Origin of the sequence: Lentilactobacillus fungorum (assembly GCF_016860605.1) — a bacterium.
GTDB lineage: Bacteria > Bacillota > Bacilli > Lactobacillales > Lactobacillaceae > Lentilactobacillus > Lentilactobacillus fungorum.
Window position 1 is genome coordinate 264,168 of sequence record NZ_BNJR01000016.1, and the last position, 20,030, is coordinate 284,197.

General features: G+C 41.8%; 24 protein-coding genes and 1 riboswitch. Of the genes, 20 read left to right on the forward strand and 4 right to left on the reverse strand.

Translation table 11 applies throughout. The features are described 5' to 3' along the window. Positions 1 to 9 precede the first annotated feature (9 nt). On the forward strand, positions 10 to 1,173 hold the full coding sequence (gene argD, locus YK48G_RS10130) for an acetylornithine transaminase (RefSeq protein WP_203630598.1): 1,164 nt from the start codon (positions 10 to 12) through the stop codon (positions 1,171 to 1,173). 192 nt (positions 1,174 to 1,365) lie between these two features. Here argD and YK48G_RS10135 read toward each other — a convergent pair whose 3' ends face one another. Next, on the reverse strand, positions 1,366 to 1,698 hold the full coding sequence (locus YK48G_RS10135) for a heavy metal-binding domain-containing protein (protein ID WP_203630599.1): 333 nt from the start codon (positions 1,696 to 1,698) through the stop codon (positions 1,366 to 1,368). A 687-nt stretch (positions 1,699 to 2,385) separates the two neighbouring features. On the opposite strand from YK48G_RS10135, the gene YK48G_RS10140 reads away from it, so the two are divergent. The 4 genes from YK48G_RS10140 to YK48G_RS10155 all read left to right on the forward strand — a co-directional run bounded on the left by YK48G_RS10140 (position 2,386) and on the right by YK48G_RS10155 (position 5,660). Then, complete coding sequence (locus YK48G_RS10140) at positions 2,386 to 3,264, forward strand: RluA family pseudouridine synthase (protein ID WP_232365348.1); 879 nt, start codon at positions 2,386 to 2,388, stop codon at positions 3,262 to 3,264. 158 nt (positions 3,265 to 3,422) lie between these two features. After that, on the forward strand, positions 3,423 to 3,599 hold the full coding sequence (locus YK48G_RS10145) for a hypothetical protein (protein WP_203630600.1): 177 nt from the start codon (positions 3,423 to 3,425) through the stop codon (positions 3,597 to 3,599). Between the two features lie 234 nt (positions 3,600 to 3,833). Then, positions 3,834 to 4,625 carry a DUF1003 domain-containing protein gene (locus YK48G_RS10150; RefSeq protein WP_203630601.1) on the forward strand — a complete coding sequence of 264 codons (792 nt, stop codon included), beginning with the start codon at positions 3,834 to 3,836 and terminating at the stop codon, positions 4,623 to 4,625. A 444-nt stretch (positions 4,626 to 5,069) separates the two neighbouring features. Then, on the forward strand, positions 5,070 to 5,660 hold the full coding sequence (locus YK48G_RS10155; protein ID WP_203630602.1) for a GNAT family N-acetyltransferase: 591 nt from the start codon (positions 5,070 to 5,072) through the stop codon (positions 5,658 to 5,660). A 116-nt stretch (positions 5,661 to 5,776) separates the two neighbouring features. On the opposite strand, the gene YK48G_RS10160 is transcribed toward YK48G_RS10155, so the two are convergent. Next, a complete protein-coding gene (locus YK48G_RS10160) occupies positions 5,777 to 5,959 on the reverse strand; it encodes a hypothetical protein (protein ID WP_203630603.1) in 183 nt (60 codons plus the stop codon). Between the two features lie 357 nt (positions 5,960 to 6,316). Here YK48G_RS10160 and YK48G_RS10165 point away from each other — a divergent pair, with 357 nt between their 5' ends. The 11 genes from YK48G_RS10165 to YK48G_RS10215 all read left to right on the forward strand — a co-directional run bounded on the left by YK48G_RS10165 (position 6,317) and on the right by YK48G_RS10215 (position 13,736). After that, on the forward strand, positions 6,317 to 6,517 hold the full coding sequence (locus YK48G_RS10165) for a helix-turn-helix transcriptional regulator (protein ID WP_203630604.1): 201 nt from the start codon (positions 6,317 to 6,319) through the stop codon (positions 6,515 to 6,517). 11 nt (positions 6,518 to 6,528) lie between these two features. Continuing rightward, a complete protein-coding gene (locus YK48G_RS10170) occupies positions 6,529 to 7,011 on the forward strand; it encodes a DUF3278 domain-containing protein (protein WP_232365349.1) in 483 nt (160 codons plus the stop codon). A gap of 112 nt (positions 7,012 to 7,123) precedes the next feature. Then, positions 7,124 to 7,519: a hypothetical protein gene (locus tag YK48G_RS10175; protein WP_203630606.1), complete on the forward strand. Its 396-nt coding sequence runs from the start codon at positions 7,124 to 7,126 to the stop codon at positions 7,517 to 7,519. 555 nt (positions 7,520 to 8,074) lie between these two features. Beyond that, positions 8,075 to 8,296: a MerR family transcriptional regulator gene (locus tag YK48G_RS10180; RefSeq protein WP_203630607.1), complete on the forward strand. Its 222-nt coding sequence runs from the start codon at positions 8,075 to 8,077 to the stop codon at positions 8,294 to 8,296. Between the two features lie 390 nt (positions 8,297 to 8,686). Beyond that, positions 8,687 to 9,592 (forward strand): cation diffusion facilitator family transporter, encoded by a 906-nt coding sequence (locus YK48G_RS10185; RefSeq protein WP_203630608.1) that lies wholly within the window; start codon positions 8,687 to 8,689, stop codon positions 9,590 to 9,592. A gap of 25 nt (positions 9,593 to 9,617) precedes the next feature. Beyond that, the gene (locus YK48G_RS10190) at positions 9,618 to 10,271 is read left to right on the forward strand and encodes a metal-dependent transcriptional regulator (protein ID WP_203630609.1); all 654 of its coding nucleotides are present in this window, start codon (positions 9,618 to 9,620) and stop codon (positions 10,269 to 10,271) included. A gap of 245 nt (positions 10,272 to 10,516) precedes the next feature. Then, positions 10,517 to 11,278, forward strand: coding sequence for a threonine/serine exporter family protein (locus tag YK48G_RS10195; protein ID WP_203630610.1), 762 nt, complete (start codon positions 10,517 to 10,519; stop codon positions 11,276 to 11,278). Between the two features lie 9 nt (positions 11,279 to 11,287). Continuing rightward, positions 11,288 to 11,740 (forward strand): threonine/serine exporter family protein, encoded by a 453-nt coding sequence (locus YK48G_RS10200; protein ID WP_203630611.1) that lies wholly within the window; start codon positions 11,288 to 11,290, stop codon positions 11,738 to 11,740. A 124-nt stretch (positions 11,741 to 11,864) separates the two neighbouring features. Next, entirely contained in the window at positions 11,865 to 12,185 is a 321-nt protein-coding gene (locus YK48G_RS10205) for a PadR family transcriptional regulator (protein WP_203630612.1), read from the forward strand. Beyond that, positions 12,178 to 12,810: a DUF1700 domain-containing protein gene (locus tag YK48G_RS10210; RefSeq protein ID WP_203630613.1), complete on the forward strand. Its 633-nt coding sequence runs from the start codon at positions 12,178 to 12,180 to the stop codon at positions 12,808 to 12,810. The genes YK48G_RS10205 and YK48G_RS10210 overlap by 8 nt, the downstream gene beginning before the upstream one ends. Further along, complete coding sequence (locus tag YK48G_RS10215) at positions 12,807 to 13,736, forward strand: DUF4097 family beta strand repeat-containing protein (RefSeq protein WP_203630614.1); 930 nt, start codon at positions 12,807 to 12,809, stop codon at positions 13,734 to 13,736. Before YK48G_RS10210 ends, YK48G_RS10215 begins: the two co-directional genes overlap by 4 nt. Positions 13,737 to 13,816: 80 nt before the next feature. On the opposite strand, the gene YK48G_RS10220 is transcribed toward YK48G_RS10215, so the two are convergent. Next, positions 13,817 to 14,194 (reverse strand): DUF1634 domain-containing protein, encoded by a 378-nt coding sequence (locus tag YK48G_RS10220; protein ID WP_203630615.1) that lies wholly within the window; start codon positions 14,192 to 14,194, stop codon positions 13,817 to 13,819. A 3-nt stretch (positions 14,195 to 14,197) separates the two neighbouring features. Continuing rightward, the gene (locus tag YK48G_RS10225) at positions 14,198 to 15,031 is read right to left on the reverse strand and encodes a sulfite exporter TauE/SafE family protein (protein ID WP_203630616.1); all 834 of its coding nucleotides are present in this window, start codon (positions 15,029 to 15,031) and stop codon (positions 14,198 to 14,200) included. Positions 15,032 to 15,322: 291 nt separating this feature from the next. Here YK48G_RS10225 and YK48G_RS10230 point away from each other — a divergent pair, with 291 nt between their 5' ends. The 4 genes from YK48G_RS10230 to YK48G_RS10245 all read left to right on the forward strand — a co-directional run bounded on the left by YK48G_RS10230 (position 15,323) and on the right by YK48G_RS10245 (position 20,015). Beyond that, the gene (locus tag YK48G_RS10230) at positions 15,323 to 15,991 is read left to right on the forward strand and encodes a phosphatase PAP2 family protein (protein WP_373300207.1); all 669 of its coding nucleotides are present in this window, start codon (positions 15,323 to 15,325) and stop codon (positions 15,989 to 15,991) included. Between the two features lie 12 nt (positions 15,992 to 16,003). Continuing rightward, positions 16,004 to 16,495: a GNAT family N-acetyltransferase gene (locus tag YK48G_RS10235; protein ID WP_203630618.1), complete on the forward strand. Its 492-nt coding sequence runs from the start codon at positions 16,004 to 16,006 to the stop codon at positions 16,493 to 16,495. A gap of 78 nt (positions 16,496 to 16,573) precedes the next feature. Beyond that, positions 16,574 to 16,748, forward strand: a riboswitch (Lysine riboswitch). Positions 16,749 to 17,353: 605 nt separating this feature from the next. Beyond that, on the forward strand, positions 17,354 to 18,838 hold the full coding sequence (locus tag YK48G_RS10240; RefSeq protein WP_203630619.1) for an amino acid permease: 1,485 nt from the start codon (positions 17,354 to 17,356) through the stop codon (positions 18,836 to 18,838). A gap of 133 nt (positions 18,839 to 18,971) precedes the next feature. Beyond that, the gene (locus YK48G_RS10245) at positions 18,972 to 20,015 is read left to right on the forward strand and encodes a tagatose 1,6-diphosphate aldolase (RefSeq protein WP_203630620.1); all 1,044 of its coding nucleotides are present in this window, start codon (positions 18,972 to 18,974) and stop codon (positions 20,013 to 20,015) included. Positions 20,016 to 20,030: the final 15 nt, after the last annotated feature.

The window sequence follows — 20,030 nt, forward strand, 5'->3', positions numbered from 1 at the left end:
ATTAAAAGAATGAATCATATTTTTCCCACGTATCAACAGTACCCAATGGAAATTGTCTCGGGCCACGATTGGCATTTGACGGATAATAACGGCCAAACCTATTTAGACTTTACCAGTGGCATCGGCGTTTGCAGCTTTGGTTATAGCAATACCTGGATTGAGCAGCGGGTTATTAATCAGTTAGGCAAAATTTGGCATACGTCCAATTTATATCCCAGCCAGCTTCAAGATGAAGTGGCTAGCCTACTTTGCCCGAAAGACATGTTGGCATTTTTTTGCAATTCAGGAACCGAAGCTAACGAAGCGGCGTTTAAGTTGGCAAGAAAATATACTGGTAAGCAACAAGTTTTAGCATTTAAGAATGGGTTTCATGGCCGGACGTTTGGCTCAATGTCGTTAACGGGGAATCCCTCAATTCAGACGGGCTATACGCCACTTGTTCCTGGGGTTCAGTTTGCGGATTACAATGATGATCAAGCCATCAAGCAAATTAACGAGAATTTGGCGGCCGTCATCCTAGAAGTCATTCAAGGAGAAGGCGGCGTTTACGCGGGAGATCCTGATTGGCTGCACGCAGTTTCGCAGAAATGCCAGCAAGAAGGGGTCTTATTAATTGTTGACGAAGTCCAAACCGGTATCGGTCGGACTGGGACCAAATTTGCTTATGAACAGTTTGAGATGAAGCCAGACATCATTACCAGCGCGAAGGCCTTGGGAAATGGCTTGCCGATTGGCGCCATGATTGGCAAAAAAGAACTTGCGACCGCGTTTGGTCCTGGGGCTCACGGCACTACTTTTGGTGGCAACAAATTGGCACTGGCAGCAGCTAAGGCAGTATTAGAACAACTAACACCGACCTTCTTAGCAACCGTTCAGCAAAAAAGCCAAGTGGTGTTCAAAGAAATTACGACTAAGCTGACGCCACTGGAAGCAGTCGCCAGTGTAAGCGGTCAGGGCTTGATGATTGGGATTCATTTAAAGGATCAAGTTAAAGTCGCCGACGTGATTGCTAAGTTACAAGCAGCGGGACTACTAACCCTACCGGCTAATCACAATACGCTGCGGTTGTTGCCACCCTTGGTTATGAGTGAAGCGGATTTACTTTTGGGAATTGATAAAATTGCAATTATCCTTGAAAAAATGGGCTCAAAGGTTCACTCAGAAGCTGAGTAGTTTTTAAAAAGTTATGTGTGAAGGCCACCGAAATATTGAGTCGCCTGTTGACAATCATTTTCAGTCACTATAAAAAAACGAAGCAATCAATGAAAAAATTGACTGCTTCGTTTTTGTTATGATCAATTAGAATTTAGTTATCAAGGGAAAAAGTCAACAAGCGTTAGCTGATCGTTCCCCAGATTCTTTGCATTATTTGAATTTAACGGCTGTTCCATAAGCGGCGACCGACTGCATATCAGCGCCAATTGAGCCGGAATCAAACCGCATCATGACAACGGCATCCGCGCCCATCTCTTTGGCATTAGCCTTTAAGCGGTCTACCGAGACGTTTCGAGCTTCGTCAAGCATCTTAGTATAATCCTTGATTTCCCCGCCAACAATGTTTTTCAAACCGGCACCGATATTTCTGACAACGTTTTTGGATTGGGTGGTCAAGCCAAAGACTTCACCAATCACTTCATAATCTTTTCCGGGAATATGTTCCGTCGTTGTTACAATAAATTGGTTGTTTGTGTCTGCCATGAGTTTCTCCACCTTTACAATTTAATTGAGTCAAGTATAACTCATCGCCAATCTGTCGCAAGTAAAGTGTGCCTGTGACAAAGCTGGGATTAATGACTAACCAGTTGTTTTCACTGGCTGAAGTAGTTGTTTTTTAACATAGAAGTAACCCAATCATTCCAAAAACGGCATGGTTGGGTCGCCCTTAAACACCGGCCCAGTCATTGCTGGAACCTGCATTGTGAGACTTAATGTGGTTTAGAAAGACCGTCATCACGATGCAACTATATTATAACGTGGTTATTTTGGTTTTACAAAGAACTGATTGGGCAATTTAGCCTCTCGGATTATGACCCAAGTGGCTGCTTATGCTAAGATGGTCAAGTAGCTAAGAGATGACCGAATCATGGTTAAGCGTCCATAATAAACGTAGTGATTGTATTTTCATTTTTGCTGCAAATAGATAAATCGTTAGCCAGCTGGACAATGTTCGTCACTGCAAAAATTGTTTGGACATTTGGGTTAAGCTTGTTAAAGTTTACTGGACTAGCATCAATAATCGTTATGGTTTGTTGATACGGTCGTCCAAATATAACGCAAAGCCACATGACAAAAAATGAGAGACGATCGTTTTTTCATAAGATGTCATTTGGATGGCCGGATATTTTGATCGGAATTGTTTGAATTTAGACAAATTAGGAGAGAATTGTGAAATTTACTTGGAAAAAAGTGGCTGCCGACCCTGAAACCCTTCGGAAATTTTTGAGCGTTCATGGAATTAGCCATCGAATGTATAAACGGATTAAAACGGGGGGCGGTGAAGTCAAAATCAATGGTCACCAGGTTGGTAACGCACAGCCATTGCGAACTGGTGATGAAGTCGTTGTTAATTTGCCAGATGAGGTCAGTGATCCCAACGTGGCAGTTAGTAACCAGCCAATTGAAGTGGTTTATGAAGATGATCATTGGTTGGTCGTTGATAAGCCAGCAGGATTAACGGTGGTGCCTGGGCCGAGCAATCATGATGATACGCTAGTCAATCGGATTAAGTATCATTGGGTACAGGAACACGCCAGAAATCTAGTTCCCCATATTATTACGCGGCTGGATCGATTTACTAGTGGTTTAGTTCTAGTTGCCAAACACCAGCTGGCCAACAGCTTAGCAAATGATATGTTGGCCGCAAAGACGCTTCATAAGAACTATTTGGCAGTCGTCGCTGGCAGTGGCTTGACGCAACACGGGTTCATTGATCGGCCAATTGCCAAAGACCCGGATGGCTTTGGTCAGATAATTGCCGCTGATGGGAAAAGTGCCCAAACTGAATACTGGGTGAAACGTGAATTTCGTGATCGGACAGTGGTAGAGGTCATTTTACACACGGGCCGAACCCATCAAATTAGGGTGCATTTCGCGTCAATTGGCCACCCGTTGTTGGGGGATGCGCTGTATCATGGCCCCCTTAATTTAGGAATTGATCGTCAGGCCCTTCATGCGGCTTCTTTAGCCTTTAACGACCCATTTTCAAAGCAGTTGTTTAAGTTCACGAGCCCGCTGCCTCAAGATATTTTGTCAATTATTGATTAGAAAAGAACTCATTTTATGTATAAGCAACCGTTGTTATAACAATAAGTCGTTGACCAGATCGATTAATCATTAGAATTCAATGAAAGCGGCACCATATCGGTTGCCTTTTCCCTGCTGCATGTTATGATTACGGTATCAAATTAAGGAGGAGACTAGATATGTCTACCAATGGTGAATCGGATCAGACGATTCAAAAAATTATTGCTGAAATGGAAACAAATTTAGCCGTATTATCATGGATGAAAGGGACGGCGGATAATGAGGAAGCCCAAGCACATATTCGTGCGTTAAAGGCTGAATTGTTAAAGACCAAGACCGACTTGATTAAGGCTTAATTGAACGTTGCTTTTGGATAGGCACTAGTTTTAGACGACTGTTATCAAATATATTTCGTGAATGAAAGTATCTTCTTGATATAATATTGAGGAGATACTTTTTATTATTGTCCAGTGGTCTGGCATCCGAGTTCTTAACCCAGCAATCACGAATCTCGGAAATTGTCGGTCCCAAAACAGTGTTGTCATTTTAAGTTGAAATGATTGGCTAATAACTATCCTGGAGGGGTGTCCATGATTGAAGAAAAAACTGCAATTTGTTTCATTGACCACAAACGACACATGGAAATTGATGGCCGTTATTTAAAGGATCTTGAGCCAGCAATTCGAAACTTGATTAAGGGAGATTATCCAAACGCAAAGGTGACTGACTTTATTTGTGATCATGATTTGCTGAAATATCAATTGATGAGAGTGGACGGTATGGTCAATGCGGATGTTAAGCAGACCAGAAAGATCAATCGCCGGCTGACCAAAGCGATGCAAAGTGATGATTATGACATTGTTGATGTCAATGATAATTTGGCCAAGAGTTTAACGTTTGGTCAGCGGGTTTCGGATGCCGTAGCTCGGTTTGGCGGTAGTTGGGGGTTCATCTTTGTTTTCAGTTTGGTTTTAGTTGCTTGGATGCTGATTAATGGCTTACAATTATTCGGCGTTCACTTTGATCCGTTTCCATTTATTTTGTTAAACCTTGGGTTAAGCTGTATCGCCGCGATTCAAGCCCCCATCATTATGATGAGTCAAAACCGGGCGGCAGATCGTGATCGAATGAATTCTGAAAATGATTATCATGTTAATTTGAAATCTGAACATGAATTAAGAATCTTGCATGCCAAGCTAGATAATCTGACCCAAAATCAATTGCCACATTCTTTAGAGATTCAGAAGTTGGAAATTGAGATCTTAGGCCAGATTAGAACGGAATTGGATTTAATTCAGCGAAGTCAGCCGGGTAACGTCAAAAGTAATTTAGATGAAAGTGAAACAAGAAATATTGAAAATTCATCTGAGAATAAGGGCTGATTTTTCATCCTTTTTGACAATTAATGAAAGTTTCAGTAGTATAAGGTGATGATGTAGTAGGATAGCTGCGCAAAGCAGAAAGCTGCACCTAAGTCAACTTGTCCAAAGATCCAAGCCCGGGATTTCCGGCCAAGATGCCTTATGCTCCAGTTTCTAACCGCTTTGTTTCGCTCACTTTATTAGGACAGCTGCGCAAAGCAGAAGCTTGCACCTAAGTTATCTCGTCCAAAAATCCAAGCCCGTGATTTCTGGACGAGATAACTTAGGCTCCAGCTTCTAACCGCTTTGCTCCGCTCACTATTTTAGGACAGCTGCGCCAGGCAGAAATCTCCGTATAAGCACCTCTAACAAAAATCCCAAGCCTGGGGATTTCTGTTAGAGGAGACTTATACTCCGATTTCTAAACGCCTGGCTCCGCTCACTTTATTTTTTAGGAGGATTTTTGTGATAACCGTAAGAGAAGCCCAACAAGATGACGCTGGGCAGATAGCCCCGTTGATTGATCTTATTTTTGATGAAATGGAACTTGACGAATTAGATGACGTTCCCGAACCTGGATTAGCCAAGGTCATCACGAGGGCTTACCAGACAAAAACATATTTGTCTAGTAAAGCATCTACCGTGGTGGCCGAGGCCGATGGTCAAGTTGTTGGCGTAGTGTTTGGCTACCCCAGCGAAAACGAGGACGACATTAATCGAGTTCTCATTAACCTATCAAAAAAGAGTACCGATTTTAAAGAGCCATACATTCCAGATTCAGAAACGCATTCGGACGAATGGTATCTGGATTCAATTGCTGTTGATCCGAAGTTTCAAGGTCGCGGGATTGGCAGCAAGCTGTTAGCAGCAGTTCCACGAATGGCGATGAACGATGGTAAATCGGTAATTGGGCTAAACGTTGATTTCGAAAATCCCGCAGCGAAAAAATTATATGCACGCAAAGGGTTCAAGACCGTGGGCACGAATACAATTGGTAATCATTTGTATGACCATATGCAAAAAGCGGTTGATCAACCAAGTTTACTTTATGTTTAATCAATAGATTAAATTGGGGAGCTGGAATTTTTTAATTCCGGCTCCTATTTTTCTTATCAAAATGATAACATCGATTTCTATGGGCGTAATAAGCGGCTAGACAGGATGGGGCTCTATTAAATTAAAATTGTGATCCACGTGATGGCCGTCATCGTTAAACCAATTGCCTTTAACTTGTTTTTTGAAGAGAAACCACCACTTTTCTGATAAACGACTAGGATAAATATTGATAAAACACCCAAGATATCTGGGGTGATCCCCAACCAAATGTTCGTGTCAGGGAATACGTTTATAAACAATAATATCTTCCAAACGAGCACGACAATCATTATTATAAAAAGGGATAGAAATGGAACTTTCCAGTTTTCTTTCACCATAACATCATTCCAGTCAATTAATATTAATTCTTTTGATATGATTATATCATCTAATTATACTAATAAAATAAGTAACAAATAAGGTTTGAAACGTTTACAAGATGATATAAAGGAAATGACTACATCACTAACACTACGCATTAATTAAGTAGCGATTGAATGAAAGATTGGGAATTTAATTTCAATCCCATTTGTCACATATAATTGACATTGTGTGCCAACTATTTTATATTATGGATGACACATATATATGACAATTTGAATTTGGAGGCCGGCTAAGTGAATAGAGTCAGGGAATATCGAAAACACGCAGGGGTTTCTCAGTTTGCTTTGGCAGAAAAAGTGGGGGTCGCCAGGCAAACAATTAATTTAATTGAGAATGATAAGTATAATCCGTCTTTGAAGCTTTGCATTCGTTTGGCCGAAGAGTTGGGGACCGATTTAAATACCTTATTTTGGAAAGTAGATGATATAAATTGAGAGAAGGATTCTTGATCAAAATCATGCGTTATTTCTTCAGTATTCGGGGCGTGCTAGACGAGCGTAATCGTCGAGAAATCAATCGAATTGCTACAAATGCGTTTATGTTTTTGTGGCTTTATACAGCAATTGCCAATATTGCATTTATCTTTTTACCACAAACCAAGCTCCCTAAATCTGCTTTTATAGGTTTTGCATTTCTTAATTTAGTGATTGGCTGGTATGGCGTGAGCGTTTATGTATCACACGGGATTTCTAAATTAAAGCTTAATTACCAGGAGGTATCAGTTGATGATTATCCTCGAGCTGTCCGAAAAGCTTGGCAACATGGCGCCTGGGTTGGCGTTGTGTCAGGGATTGTTGTGTATGTGATGGTTGCTAATATAAGTGGTTTTATTTCTTGGACGGCAATCGGGCTTAGCCTTTTAATCGTCTTAATCAATTGGACAATGGACGCGCAACGAGAAATTGGGCACATTGTGAAGGTTAAATGAGCAAAATTGAGGTACTGTGATAATTAATCAGCTAGGCTTGCACGAATGACAAAATCCAAGTAAGATGGTCTCTGCATGATTTTACCGAAATGATTAATCAAAGGGGACCGCTATGGAAGACAATATTAAATTGGGCGACAAAGTATTCGACAAGATGCTGTTTGTGCTGGACAAGCCCGTCAATGACAAAAATCACCGGGATTATCGGTTTGAAAACGAAGAATTGATTCAAATTAGTGATGGCATTTGGGCAATGCCAGCTTATATGAAGGAGGCTGATGACTTTAGCCTGTTCTTTATTATTACCGAAATCGATGATGGTCATACGGTGATGGCTTTTTCAACCGGGAATAAAAAGGGAGAGCAATTTTCGCTCAGCGAGCCAATGGTAACGGGTAAAGGGTTGAATTTACTGGTCAACCACGACCAAGATCGAGCTGCCTCAATTCTGCATTTTATCAATCAGATTTCAAAGGCCAACGAGGGTAACTGGCGAATGGTTGAATAGGGGTTGCATTTAATGAGAGAGCTGGTAAACTGGCTGTAATTTGAATTAGGACAGCTGCGCAAAGCAGAAAGCTGCGTGTAAGCACCTCAGCCACAAATCCCAAGCCCGGGGATTTCTGTCTGAGGAGCCTTACACTCCGCTTTCTAGGCGCTTTGCTCCGCTCACTATTTTAGGACAGCTGCGCAAAGCAGAAAGCTGCACTTAAGACCACTTGGTCAAAAATCCAAACCCGGGATTTCCGACCAAGTGGACTTAGGCTCCGCTTTCTAAGCGCTTTGCTCCGCTCACTTATTTTTAGGACAGCTGCGCAAAGCAGAAACTTCCGCATAAAACATCTTGGCCAAAAATCCAAGCCCGGGATTTCCGGCCAAGATGCCTTATGCTCCAGTTTCTAAGCGCTTTGCTCCGCTCACTTATTTTAGGACAGCTGTGCAAAGCAGAAAGCTGCACCTAAGACCACTTGGCCAAAAATCCAAACCCGGGATTTCCGGCCAAGTGGACTTAGGCTCCGCTTTCTAAGCGCTTTGCTTCGCTCACTTACTAGGAGAAGTCATCATGAAATTTACATTGAACGAATCTGCTCAGAAAATTAATTGTCAGCCTGGCGTTATTGCTGACTATATTAACCACGGCCTCATCCCGACAAAATCACAATTTGAGCCTGAGCCGATGCTTGACGATACGGACATGTACTGGCTGGACTTGGTACATTGTTTTATTCAAAATGGTTCATCGATAGAAGAAGTTAAACAATTGATTAAACACTGCAATATCTAGACAAAACGATTGTTAAATCGATAATCCAATGATATTCTAGGCATAGGGGAAGACTGGCATCCTATATCTTAATTAGATGATCGTTTGTATAACTGTTAGATTGCACAAGTAATGTGACAAAAGAGTTCCATCGTGCGAACAAAAGCACTTTGAGTATCCAATTAAAAATTGGATCAGTATTCGAGTATGAACGAAATGAAATTTGATTAAAACCGATAGGATGCCGGAATTTCTCTAATGGGTCGCAGCGAGCTATGCTTTGTTGCGGCCCTTTTAGTATCTGGGTACTTACTACCATAACTTTCAGTATCCCTAAAAATAATGTTAAACTTGTATGGAGTTTTTAAGGATGAAATGTAATAATAAGAGGTAGATTGGAGTGATTAATTCATGGCAGAACATAATCACGAAGAGTTAGCCGGTAATCGTTTCTTCTGGGTGACCATCTTGAATGTGGTGATTACAATTGCTGAATTTGTTGGTGGCTTTTTGTCAGGAAGTCTTTCTTTAATTTCGGATGCCTTTCATAATTTGGGCGATTCGTTTTCAATTGTGTTTAGTTATATTGCCAGTCGAGTTAGTAAACGTCGGCAAAACGCGCGGAATACGTTTGGCTACAAACGAGCGGAAATCATTACAGCTTTTTTGAATTCAATCGTTTTAGGGGTCGTTTGTTTGATTTTGATGATTGAAGCTGCTAAACGCATTAGCCAACCAGAACCTATTAACGGTAATTTGATGTTAACGATTGCTGTAATTGGGTTAGTTGCTAACTTGTTATCGGCGTACTTATTGAATGCTGGGTCGAAAAGCAATTTAAATATGAAGGCAACTTATCTACATATTTTAAGTGATGCGTTATCGTCGATCGCAATTATTATCGGGGGGATCTTAATTGATTTATTTAACTGGACCTTAGTTGATCCGGTTGTGACCATTTTAGTTGCCGCCTACATTATTTATGAGGCGATACCAATTGTGCGACAAACATTTAGAATTCTCATGCAAGGGGCGCCCAATATCGATTATGAAGCGATTAAACATGATTTATTGCAATTGGATGGTGTTTTTTCTGTCCATCACGTGCATGCTTGGTTAATTGATGAAAACAACATTATTTTCTCGGCGCATGTTAATATGCATGATATGAAGATTAGTCAAGTTCAACCGATTTATTTGGAAATTACAAAAATTTTGAAGAATAAATATCATATTTGTCACGTGACGATTCAAGCCGAAACTACTCGTGGAGAAGATGAAGATATCATTTATGATCGCGGCAATGATATTCCGTAAATTAGATTAGGAGATTTTCGTTTAAATGACGCCAATGAAGGAAGATTATTTAAAGATTATTTTTGAACTTGGTGGTGCCAGTAAGTTAGTTAGCAACAAACAAATTGCGATTAGCTTAAACGTGGCGGCCGGTTCGGTAACAGAAATGGTCAATAAGATGGTTGCCGAAAAGCTGGTAGAACACGAACCGTATTCAGGAATGCGATTAACAGCCAAGGGAACCAAATATGCTGAAGAATTAGTTCGTAAACACCGAATTTGGGAAACCTTTTTGATTCAAACGCTACACTTCGACTTACCGGATGTTCATGATGAAGCGGAGCGCTTAGAACACGTTACCAGCGATAAGATGATCGACCACTTAGATGATTTCTTGGGTCATCCAGAACGTTGCCCTCACGGTGGAATTATTCCGGATCGCAATGGCCATTACAAAAAAGATCATGACAAGATTTTGACAGAAGCAAAGGATGGGCAAACGGTCGTGGTTAATCGATTTATCGATAACCATGATTTGTTGACGCTTCTAGGAGATATCAAGTTGGATATTGGCGATAAACTCAAGATTATCTCTCATGACCCGTTTGAAGGCTCAGTAACTGTCGAAAACCTAACGGATAATAAGCGACTTGTGATTGGTTATAAGACCGCCCATTATGTGTTTGTAAAGTCGCAGTAGGTGTCGGAGTGCGCTGGCGGATGCTTTCTTGGCGGCTTTTTGTGAGCCATCGTGAGCTTATTTGTCGCTTAAAAATTTGAAATTGAGCTCCCTGTGCCTAACGATTGTTTAGTGTTAAGTAGCAAAGCTTGCGGCTAGGAGTGATTAGAACAAACCACTCCGCCACTGCCAAATTGATTATTAGCAGCTTATAATTAACGTAAAATTCATTCCTAAACACCGTATTTAACGAATGAGGTGATGACATGGCCGACCAACAGAATAATTACGATCATCTAGTGATTAATACATGCGTGCTTGCCGGTACGATTATGATTGAATCTGGATCGGAAATGACTCGAGTCAATGATACCGTATTGAGGATTGCCCGAAATGCCGGCTTGAAGGATGCCAATATTTATGCCACTTTGACCGGAATTATCGTCTCTGGAGGTACCCAAGATGTCGGTGCCCAAGTAGGGTCAATCGACAAGCGGGTTTTGGACATGGAAAAAGTCGCCAAGGTCAATGAACTTTCTCGTGAATATGAAGCGCAAAAAATCAGTATTAACGAATTTTATGATGACCTGCTGCATATTGATGAGCAGGTTGCAATGTTTCCCTTATGGGTCCAATTAATCGGTGCTGGGTTGGTTAGCGGTTCACTGGTAGTGGTTTTTCAAAATAATTTGCCTGATTTTGGCATTACGTTTTTAGTTGGTATGATTGGCTGGGCAGTACTTTACTTTCTAAATATTTACGTTCAAATTCGCTTTTTAAGTGAGTTTATCGCCGCCGCGGTGGTTGCGAGCTTGGCAATTTTGGCCGTTAAAGTTGGCTTGGGGATTAAGGCGGATGACGTCATTATTGGTGCCTTAATGCCACTGGTGCCCGGAATTCCGCTTACCAATGCGGTTCGAGACGCCTTATCTGGCAACTTGATCAGCGGCCCGGCGAGAGGAATTGAGGCGTTGATTAGTGCTTGTGCCTTGGGATTTGGTGTCGCGATCGCCCTACACTTCTTTTGAGGTAATGACATGACGTTTTTTATGATTAAGTGTGCCTGTGTTTATTTATCCGGAATTGGGTTTGGTTTAATTGTTAACTTGCCTCACCGGGCATTAAATATTGCGGGGATTAATGCAACAATTGGTTGGCTGGTTTATTACTGGATCTTTACCACTTGGGGTGGCTTAGGAGCTCCTAATTTCTTTGGGGGACTCGTTATCGGGATTCTATCGGTAATGATTGCTCGCTGGAAAAAAATGCCGAGTATTCTCTTTGATGTTCCCGGACTGGTACCACTAGTTCCCGGTGGTCAAGCGTATAATTCAATTAAAAACTTTGCTTTGGGTGACTATCAAACGGCTTTTAACTACCTCTCAGAAGTTGTCTGGATCGCCGGTTCTATTGCGTTAGGATTTATTGTGGCAGAGTTAGTTAATAAAATTAATCAGCGAATTCGGCGGGCCCAAGAAAAAGATGAATAAAGTAATGTAGCGACGGATTTCCTTTTTGTGGAAGGCCGTCGTTTTTAATTGACAAAAAATCTGATTGCGCTAATATGTATATGGAATCATATTATATGAAATATAATATTGTGGAGGTGACAATATGGCGATTCAAATAAGTTCCGAATTACTTGATGGTTGCGTCTTGGGGCTTTTGAGTAAAGAGGATTATTATGGTTACGCGTTAACCCAAAAAGTCCAAGAGTCCATTTCAGTCTCAGAATCGACGATGTACCCAGTGTTAAGAAGATTAAAAAAGAACCACTTGTTAACGACTTACGATGAGCCATATCAGGGGCGAAACCGCCGGTATTATAAAATTACTGCCGAGGGGAAGCGACAGTATCAAATTATCCAAAAAGAGTGGGCTGCTTTCAAAAAAGGAATTGAAAATATGTTAGGAGATGGGATGGCAAATGGATGATTATATTGAAGAGTTCAGGACGCTATTGGGTCAGCTTGATCAAGAGGAACGCGATGAAGCCGTTAACTTTTATGAAGAATATTTAGAGGATGGCCATTTTACCTCTTACAATGACTGTGTCCGTGAATTGGGGACGCCCAGGCAGCTGGCCAGAAAAGTGCTGGCGGATTATTCGATTAAGACGTTGGAGAACCCCCAGCCAAATGCAACGAGAAGCCAGCGCTCTAAAAATGACGTGAAGACAATTTGGTTAATCTTATTGGCATTGTTGTCGACGCCAGTAACGATTCCATTGGCAATCGTTGCCGCGGCGCTATTTATTGCCGGCATCGCTGTTACTGGCGCCCTGATTATTTCTATTGCAGCAGTCTTTTTCGCAGCAATTTTGACCGGTGTTGTATCCTTTGCTGTTGGTATTGGTATTATTATTAATTCGTTTTGGACGGGGCTCTTTTATTTGGGAATTGGCTTATTTGTCATCGGCTTTCTAATTATTTTAACGCCCATGTTTAAAGCTGTTGTAAATGGATTGATTCGCGGCGTTACGCTGTTTTCGAAATGGATTTATAACAAACTGGTGCCTAAAAATCGGGCTGAACGAAGAGAAAGGAAGGGTCAACGATGAAAAGGACAGTGATCATTGGGGTTTCAACCATGATAATAGGCCTCATCTGCTTTGCTCTCGGCCTGGGAAACGGTGGTAATCGTCCGGTTTATTGGGACCATGGCTTAAGTGTTGAAAGTAGTAGCCGATCGGTGGACAAGACCCCTCATAGCCAGCAATTTAATAAGGTTAAACGAATTAAATTAACCGCCGCTCATGCAGTTAAAATTCAGCGTGGCGATGTATCTAGCGTCCACGTCGACTACCATGGTAAAACTAAAGTTACGCAAACCGGCAGCCAATTGGTTGTTGCTGGTCCACAAGTACACACGCGTTGGCGAATTGCGATCTTTGGTGGTAGTGGCGGCTTTGAAGCAGTTGCACCCAAGACTGCTGGAACTGTTATTACCATCCCTAAGAGTACTAAACTTGATGCCATTGATGCTCATAGTGATGAGGACGGTCACAATGATAATGATGATTACTTTAATTTAACCGGTTTAACGGTCGGGAAAGTTTCCTATTCGGGTGATGGTGATCTTTCGATTCAACGAGTTCATGTGACCGATACCCTCACGACTTCTGGAATTGGCGATGTTAATCTCAGCAAAAGCCAGTTTGACAAAGCAAATTTATCAAGCGATGTTGGGGATGTCGATTTAAAATCGAATACGTTTAATAAATTAGATATTAAGAGTGATACTGGCGATATTTCATTCAATCCACAGGTCATCAAGCAAAGCTTTAGGGCTTATAGTGACGTTGGCGATATTGACGGCAGAATCTACGTCGATAAGCGAACCCATGTGACGTTGAATACCGATGTGGGGGATAAGTCCTTATTTGGCCATTCCAACAGTGAGTATGGGTTGGAAAACGGCTCCCACCCAGTTAATTATCGTTTTTCCACCGATGTTGGGGATATTACAATTAACAAAGCTTCGTAAAAGTAAGTTTGGTTATAAAAGCAGGCATCCTTTGAGGCGAGAACGTTCAAAGGATGCCTGCTTTAAGTTATGTTAATTGATTACCTCAAAATGCCAAAGACGAAACTAATCATCAAGATCACTAAAACAATGCTGGTAATGACAACGTATAGCAGATCGTGTTCTTTATAAAACGAATAAATCGATACAACAACTCGTAAAATTGGCGTTAAAATTAAACAAAAAATGCCTAACATCATGATTGAATAAGATTTAAATGAAAGCAATCCCTTGCCGATTTCTGTAAAATCAGTTGGATAAATACCAGCCGGATAGCCAGTAGATTGCGTAACTATTAGCAAGATGAGGCCGATCAACATAATGGCCGCTGAAATCAAAACGCCTAATTGAAGGATTTTGCCAATAATTATTTCAACGTCAGCCATTTCTTGATTAACCGGTTCATTTGACTTCTTCATTTTCTAAATTCCTTTCATAAACATCTGAATGCCAATATAAAGCAGAATTGGCACGAATACCATTCGAATTGCTCGAGCTGAAAGGTGTTGCATGACCCGAGAACCAATTGTGGCGCCTACCAAGATTCCCAGTGCAAGCGGAACGGCGATTTGTGGTTTAATTGACCCATTGAAGAAATAAACGGTCGCACTAGCAGCGGCTGTGACGCCCATCATCAAATTACTGGTAGAAGTTGATGCTTTCAATGGCATTTTCATGACGGTGTCCATGGCAATGACTTTAAAGGCTCCCGAACCAATGCCTAATAGGCCACTGGCAATTCCGGCGCCATACATCACGGCCAAGCCGCCTGGAATGTGTTCAACTTGGTAGTCCACCCGCTTCATCATTTGTTTATCATAATAAGCACTATCAAGTTTAAATTTGGCTGCTAGTCGATCAGGTTTGGCTCGCTGGAGCAGTTCATTGTGAGTTATTAATTTACGAATCATATTGTAACCGGAGAATAATAGCAGGAGCCCAAATAAAATATATAAATATTTAGGATTGATAACGCCCGTGAGCAGGGCACCGCTTAAGGCCCCTAAAGTGGTCGCAATTTCTAAAAACATTGCGACGCGAAGATTCAAAACTTCATCACGCAGATAGGCAATCGTCGCGCCTGAACTTGTCGCAATGACGGCAATAATGCTAGCGCCGATTGCGTATTTAATATTAACGCCCATCAACAACGTCAAGATCGGGGTTAAAATGATACCGCCCCCAAGGCCAAGAATGGCTCCGGCAATTCCGGCAAAGCAGCCAATGGCCATCATGAGTAATGCATAACTTATCAACTTTAGTCACTTCCTCTAATTTGTTAAACTAACGTCCCAAATTATACTCCCTAAAATGGCGGACACCAACTGAATCTGACTTTAGAAGCATGTCGTGATTGTGATATACTCAGTCTTGAGTTGATATTGAGGACAGCTGCGCCAAGTAGAGAGCTACTATAAGCGTCGCTAATAGAATTTTGGGTCCAGAGATTTCTGTTAGAGGAGACTTACGCTCCGCTTTCTAAGCGCTTTGCTGCGCTCACTTTACATTAGAGAGGATTGTTTAAAATGTATGGGAATGAGGATTATATGCTGATGCAAAGAGACCCCAATCGAATTATCAAATTGATTGTTAGCCTTTGTATGACGACGATCCTATCTTTGTCAGTCGCATTTAATTTTGATTATTTGCAATTTTTAGATTCAATTTTCACAACTGCCATTCAAGGATCCACGATAAATCAAGGAGTTGAAAAATTTTACTTAGTGGTCTCCTTTTTTGCCGCGCCCAAGTTAGACGTTTTTTGGATATTTATCATTGCCTTTTTCTTATGGGGATTCAAGTACAAAGTTCCCGCGTTGTGGGCGCTTTTCACAGTTGGCGGCGGTGACATCTTAGGGTTTGTTATAAAACACTTAGTCAGAAGACATCGCCCTCCGCTACATTTGGGTGTTGACAGTGGTTACAGTTTTCCGAGCGGGCATGTTTTGGGAATTTTTTTGGTAATTGCTGTTATTTGGATTGTCATCGTGCCATTAGTCGATCATGCGGCTGTTCGAGTTCTTATTCGAACGCTTTTGGTGGCCGGTTTGATTTTAGTGATGTTTTCTCGCGTTTACTTAAATGCCCACTACCCAACGGATACTTTAGGGGCAGCCTTAGTGGCTTATTCTTGGCTGCTGGTGTCAGAGATTCTTTACGTGAACTATGCACCCCAAATTGCTCGTTATCGATTCGTCGTCAACACGAAGATTTAGGAGGATCCAAGAATGAGCTTAGCTACTCATCGACTCACGATTAAGCAGCTCACAATGCAGGACTTTGACCGTTATTACCAGCTGATTTCTGATCCTCGGGTCGCAGAAGGCGCGGGATTTAATCTTTTAAGCAATCGCCAAATGTTGATGGAAGTTGCTAAGCGACAAATTGAAGATCCCGGTTCACTGGGTGTTTATCGTCAAGGAAAGTTGATTGGTGCCATCTTATTATTTCCAACGGTCGGGGCAACAGGAGGGCCAGATCAAAAACGGTTGGAAATGAGCTACTTTTTAGATCCAACCGTTTGGCGCCAAGGCTTGATGAGTGAAGCGGTTCGAGGGGTGGTTAAGGAGTTGCTTAACCAGCATAAGGTAGTGATTGCCGAAGCTTTTGCTGATAATGCAGCTTCCATTGCGTTATTAAAAAAAGTGGATTTCAAGCGAGTTGGTCAAACAAAAGACCCAATTGTTGGTAGAGAAAAGCTGATATTTACTGCTATGTAAGAGCTTTGAGCACTCAGTTTGTTATTTATACCAAATTGAGTTACACTTTTTACAGTTTAAAAGTTAAATCAATTGATATATTCGAATAGAGGCGCGTTCATAATGAGTCTATTTCAGGAACTTGAAAAGAAGTGATGACTGGGATAAAAAGGGATGAATGCCGAAATGGCTGACTGCTTTTCAAGTCAGCTGTTGGGTCTTAACTCAATAAGTTAAGGACTGTCGCGATTACTCGCGGAGCGCTATGCAGATGTTGATAACCAACACCCACTGAACGTCTCTTTCAATGTATATTGAGAGGGGCGTTTTATTTTGTTGATAACTTTTGAACTAAAGGAGTATTAGGACGGCTATGCAAAGCAGAAACTTCCACATAATCACCTCAATCAAAAATTCCAAGCTCGGGAGTTTTTGGTTGAGGAGACTTATGTTCCAGCTTCTAAGCGCTTTGCTTCGCTCACTTTGGTAGGACAGCTGCGCAAAGCAGAAAGCTGCGTGTAAGCACCTTGGCGAAAAATTCCAAGCCCGGGAATTTCCCGCCAAGGCGCCTTACACTCCGCTTTCTAAGCGCTTTGCTTCGCTCACTTATTTTAGGACAGCTACGCAAAGCAGAAGCTTGCACCTAAGCCATCTCGGCCAAAAATCCAAGCCCGGGATTTCTGTCCGAGATGGCTTAGGCTCCAGCTTCTAACCGCTTTGCTTCGCTCACTTTATTTTTAGGACAGCTACGCCAGGCAGAAAGCTGCACCTAAGCCCACTTGCCCAAAAATCCAAACCCGGGATTTCCGGTCAAGTGACCTTAGGCTCCGCTTTCTAAACGCCTGGCTCCGCTCACTTTATTTTTAGGAGACGAAATAGATGAAGGAAAATTCAAACGAAGAATCCACCGGTCAGGTACAGCGGGGCCTAAAAGCCCGTCACGTGTCAATGATTGCCTTGGGCGGCTGTATCGGGACTGGCTTATTCGTTGCCAGTGGTTCGGCGATTAGTCAAGCTGGACCTGCTGGCGCGTTGACTGCTTACACGTTAATGGGCCTGATGGTTTACTTTTTAATGACTAGTTTGGGCGAGATGGCCACGAACATGCCAATCTCTGGTTCATTTGCGGCATATTCAGCTAAATATGTTGATCCAGCGCTTGGCTTTGCAATGGGTTGGAACTACTGGTTTAACTGGGCCATTACCGTCGCTGTTGATATTAGCACGGCTGCTTTAGTGATGAAATTTTGGCTGCCTAACGTGCCTGCTTGGATTTGGAGTGCGATTGCGCTACTGCTCATTTTCTTGATTAACGCAATGTCAGTTAGTACCTTTGGTGAAACCGAGTTTTGGATGTCAGCCATTAAAGTAACGACAATCATTATCTTCTTGGCAGTAGGCGCCCTAACGATTTTTGGCATCATGGGTGGCCATTTTATTGGAATGCGCAATTTTACGATTAAACAGGCCCCGTTTGTTGGCGGGTTTCCAGCCATTTTAAGCGTTTTTGTCGTTGCCGGCTTTTCGTTTCAAGGAACTGAGTTAGTGGGGATTACCGCTGGTGAGTCTCAAGACCCACAACATAGTGTACCAAAAGCGATTAATGAAGTGTTTTGGCGGATTATCTTATTTTATATCTTGACGATATTTGTGATCGCGGCGATCATTCCTTACACTAGTCACTCATTATTGGGATCAAGTGCAACCGATATTGCCATTAGCCCATTTACCTTGGTCTTTCAACGGGCGGGTTTGGCTGCTGCGGCCAGTGTCATGAATGCCGTTATTTTAACTTCGGTCATTTCTTCAGCCAACTCTGGTATGTACGCATCAACCCGGATGTTGTATTCGCTGTCTAATAGCGGATACGCGCCTAAGAAGCTTGGAGAAACAGCTGCAAACGGGATTCCGTACTACTCGTTGCTTGCAACGACGGTGGTCTCGCTATTAACCTTTATTTCAAGTATTGCTGGCCCACAGATTTATATGTGGCTTGTGGCAGCTTCTGGGCTGACGGGCTTTATTGCCTGGTTCGGGATTGCCATTTCGCACTATCGATTTAGGCGGGCGTTTGTAAAGCAGGGGCATAATCTAAATGAACTTAAGTATCATGCCAAACTATTTCCGTTTGGTCCGGTTCTTTGCTTAATCTTGTGTATCTTAGTAATCGTTGGACAGAATCCAAGTGCCTTTGCCAACTTTGACTGGAAACAAATATTGGTAACGTACATGAGTGTGCCACTGGTATTGATCCTGTACATTGTTTATAAGTTAAAGCATCATACGAAAATCATTCCACTTGAAAAAGTAGATGTTTCCCCAGCTCATGAGGAAGAAAATTTGTCAAAATTAAATGAAAAATAATCGCATTTTTTAAAATTGGTCTATCCCTTAAGGTAGGCTTTTTTTTATTTATTTAAGCGTAAGTCTTGCAAAACCACCTCGCGAGTTGTTAGAATTGGAACAATTGGTATATTTAATAATTGAGGTGGAAAATATGACAAAAAAGTTTATGTCAAAAGAGAAGTATCATAGAATGATGGCTTTATCAGATGATCATGGCGTTATCAATGCGATGGCGCTAGATCAACGTGGATCGCTTGTGAAGGGCATGAAAACAGCTGCCGAAAAATACGGGAAAGTTTTCAAAATGGATATGGTTTATGACTTCAAAGAAATCGTTTCAAAGGAATTAAGCCAGTTAAGTTCAGCTATTTTGCTCGATGATCAAATGGGCTTTAAAGGCATTAAAGCTAAAAGTGAAGATACTGGGTTAATTATGTCGTATGAAAAAACGGGATATGATGCTGATACACCTGGACGGTTACCTAGCTTGATTCCAGATCAGTCTGCGCAAATTATGGTTCAACGCGGTGCGGATGCTTTAAAGGTACTGGTTTACTATAATCCCAATGACCCAGATGAAATTAATGACGTCAAAAAGGCCTTTGCGCAACGCTACGGAACGGAAGGACTTGGCGCACAGACCCCGACGTTCTTTGAAATTGTCACTTATGATGACAAATTGGACAGTAAATCTTTTGAATTTGCAAAAATCAAGCCGGAGCTCGTCTTGAAGTCTGTTCAAGAATTCACTCAAGATAAGTATCACATTGATGTCTTAAAAGTTGAAGTGCCTTTTAACCCAACCTTTGTAAAGGGCTGGTCAGATAGTGATAACTATGCTTATACAGAAGATCAGGCCAAGGATTACTTTAAACAACTTGATGACGAGATGACCCGACCATACATCTTCTTAAGCGGTGGCGTGCCAACCCCTATTTTTCAGCGTCAATTAAAATTGGCTGGTCAAGCCGGTGCCAAGTTTAACGGCGTCCTTAGTGGCCGAGCAACCTGGTTAGAGAGTGTTGATATCTGGATTAAGGATGGCAAGGATGGATTAGTTGATTGGTTGAGAAATAAAGGGGTTCAAAACGTAAAGGAACTTACTGAAATCTTATCTGAGAATGCAACCCCATGGTTTGAAGCATATGGGGGGATGGACAACATTGAAGTAGTAGATACGTCAGATTTAAAATAAAACGATACTAGATGT

Excerpts from the sequence above, each read along its gene's own strand:
- argD (WP_203630598.1), top strand. The coding sequence starts at position 10 with ATGAATCATATTTTTCCCACGTATCAACAGTACCCAATGGAAATTGTC.
- YK48G_RS10135 (WP_203630599.1), bottom strand. The coding sequence starts at position 1,698 with ATGGCAGACACAAACAACCAATTTATTGTAACAACGACGGAACATATT.
- YK48G_RS10145 (WP_203630600.1), top strand. The coding sequence starts at position 3,423 with ATGTCTACCAATGGTGAATCGGATCAGACGATTCAAAAAATTATTGCT.
- YK48G_RS10150 (WP_203630601.1), top strand. The coding sequence starts at position 3,834 with ATGATTGAAGAAAAAACTGCAATTTGTTTCATTGACCACAAACGACAC.
- YK48G_RS10175 (WP_203630606.1), top strand. The coding sequence starts at position 7,124 with ATGGAAGACAATATTAAATTGGGCGACAAAGTATTCGACAAGATGCTG.
- YK48G_RS10180 (WP_203630607.1), top strand. The coding sequence starts at position 8,075 with ATGAAATTTACATTGAACGAATCTGCTCAGAAAATTAATTGTCAGCCT.
- YK48G_RS10185 (WP_203630608.1), top strand. The coding sequence starts at position 8,687 with ATGGCAGAACATAATCACGAAGAGTTAGCCGGTAATCGTTTCTTCTGG.
- YK48G_RS10190 (WP_203630609.1), top strand. The coding sequence starts at position 9,618 with ATGACGCCAATGAAGGAAGATTATTTAAAGATTATTTTTGAACTTGGT.
- YK48G_RS10195 (WP_203630610.1), top strand. The coding sequence starts at position 10,517 with ATGGCCGACCAACAGAATAATTACGATCATCTAGTGATTAATACATGC.
- YK48G_RS10200 (WP_203630611.1), top strand. The coding sequence starts at position 11,288 with ATGACGTTTTTTATGATTAAGTGTGCCTGTGTTTATTTATCCGGAATT.
- YK48G_RS10205 (WP_203630612.1), top strand. The coding sequence starts at position 11,865 with ATGGCGATTCAAATAAGTTCCGAATTACTTGATGGTTGCGTCTTGGGG.
- YK48G_RS10210 (WP_203630613.1), top strand. The coding sequence starts at position 12,178 with ATGGATGATTATATTGAAGAGTTCAGGACGCTATTGGGTCAGCTTGAT.
- YK48G_RS10215 (WP_203630614.1), top strand. The coding sequence starts at position 12,807 with ATGAAAAGGACAGTGATCATTGGGGTTTCAACCATGATAATAGGCCTC.
- YK48G_RS10220 (WP_203630615.1), bottom strand. The coding sequence starts at position 14,194 with ATGAAGAAGTCAAATGAACCGGTTAATCAAGAAATGGCTGACGTTGAA.
- YK48G_RS10230 (WP_373300207.1), top strand. The coding sequence starts at position 15,323 with ATGCTGATGCAAAGAGACCCCAATCGAATTATCAAATTGATTGTTAGC.
- YK48G_RS10235 (WP_203630618.1), top strand. The coding sequence starts at position 16,004 with ATGAGCTTAGCTACTCATCGACTCACGATTAAGCAGCTCACAATGCAG.
- YK48G_RS10240 (WP_203630619.1), top strand. The coding sequence starts at position 17,354 with ATGAAGGAAAATTCAAACGAAGAATCCACCGGTCAGGTACAGCGGGGC.
- YK48G_RS10245 (WP_203630620.1), top strand. The coding sequence starts at position 18,972 with ATGACAAAAAAGTTTATGTCAAAAGAGAAGTATCATAGAATGATGGCT.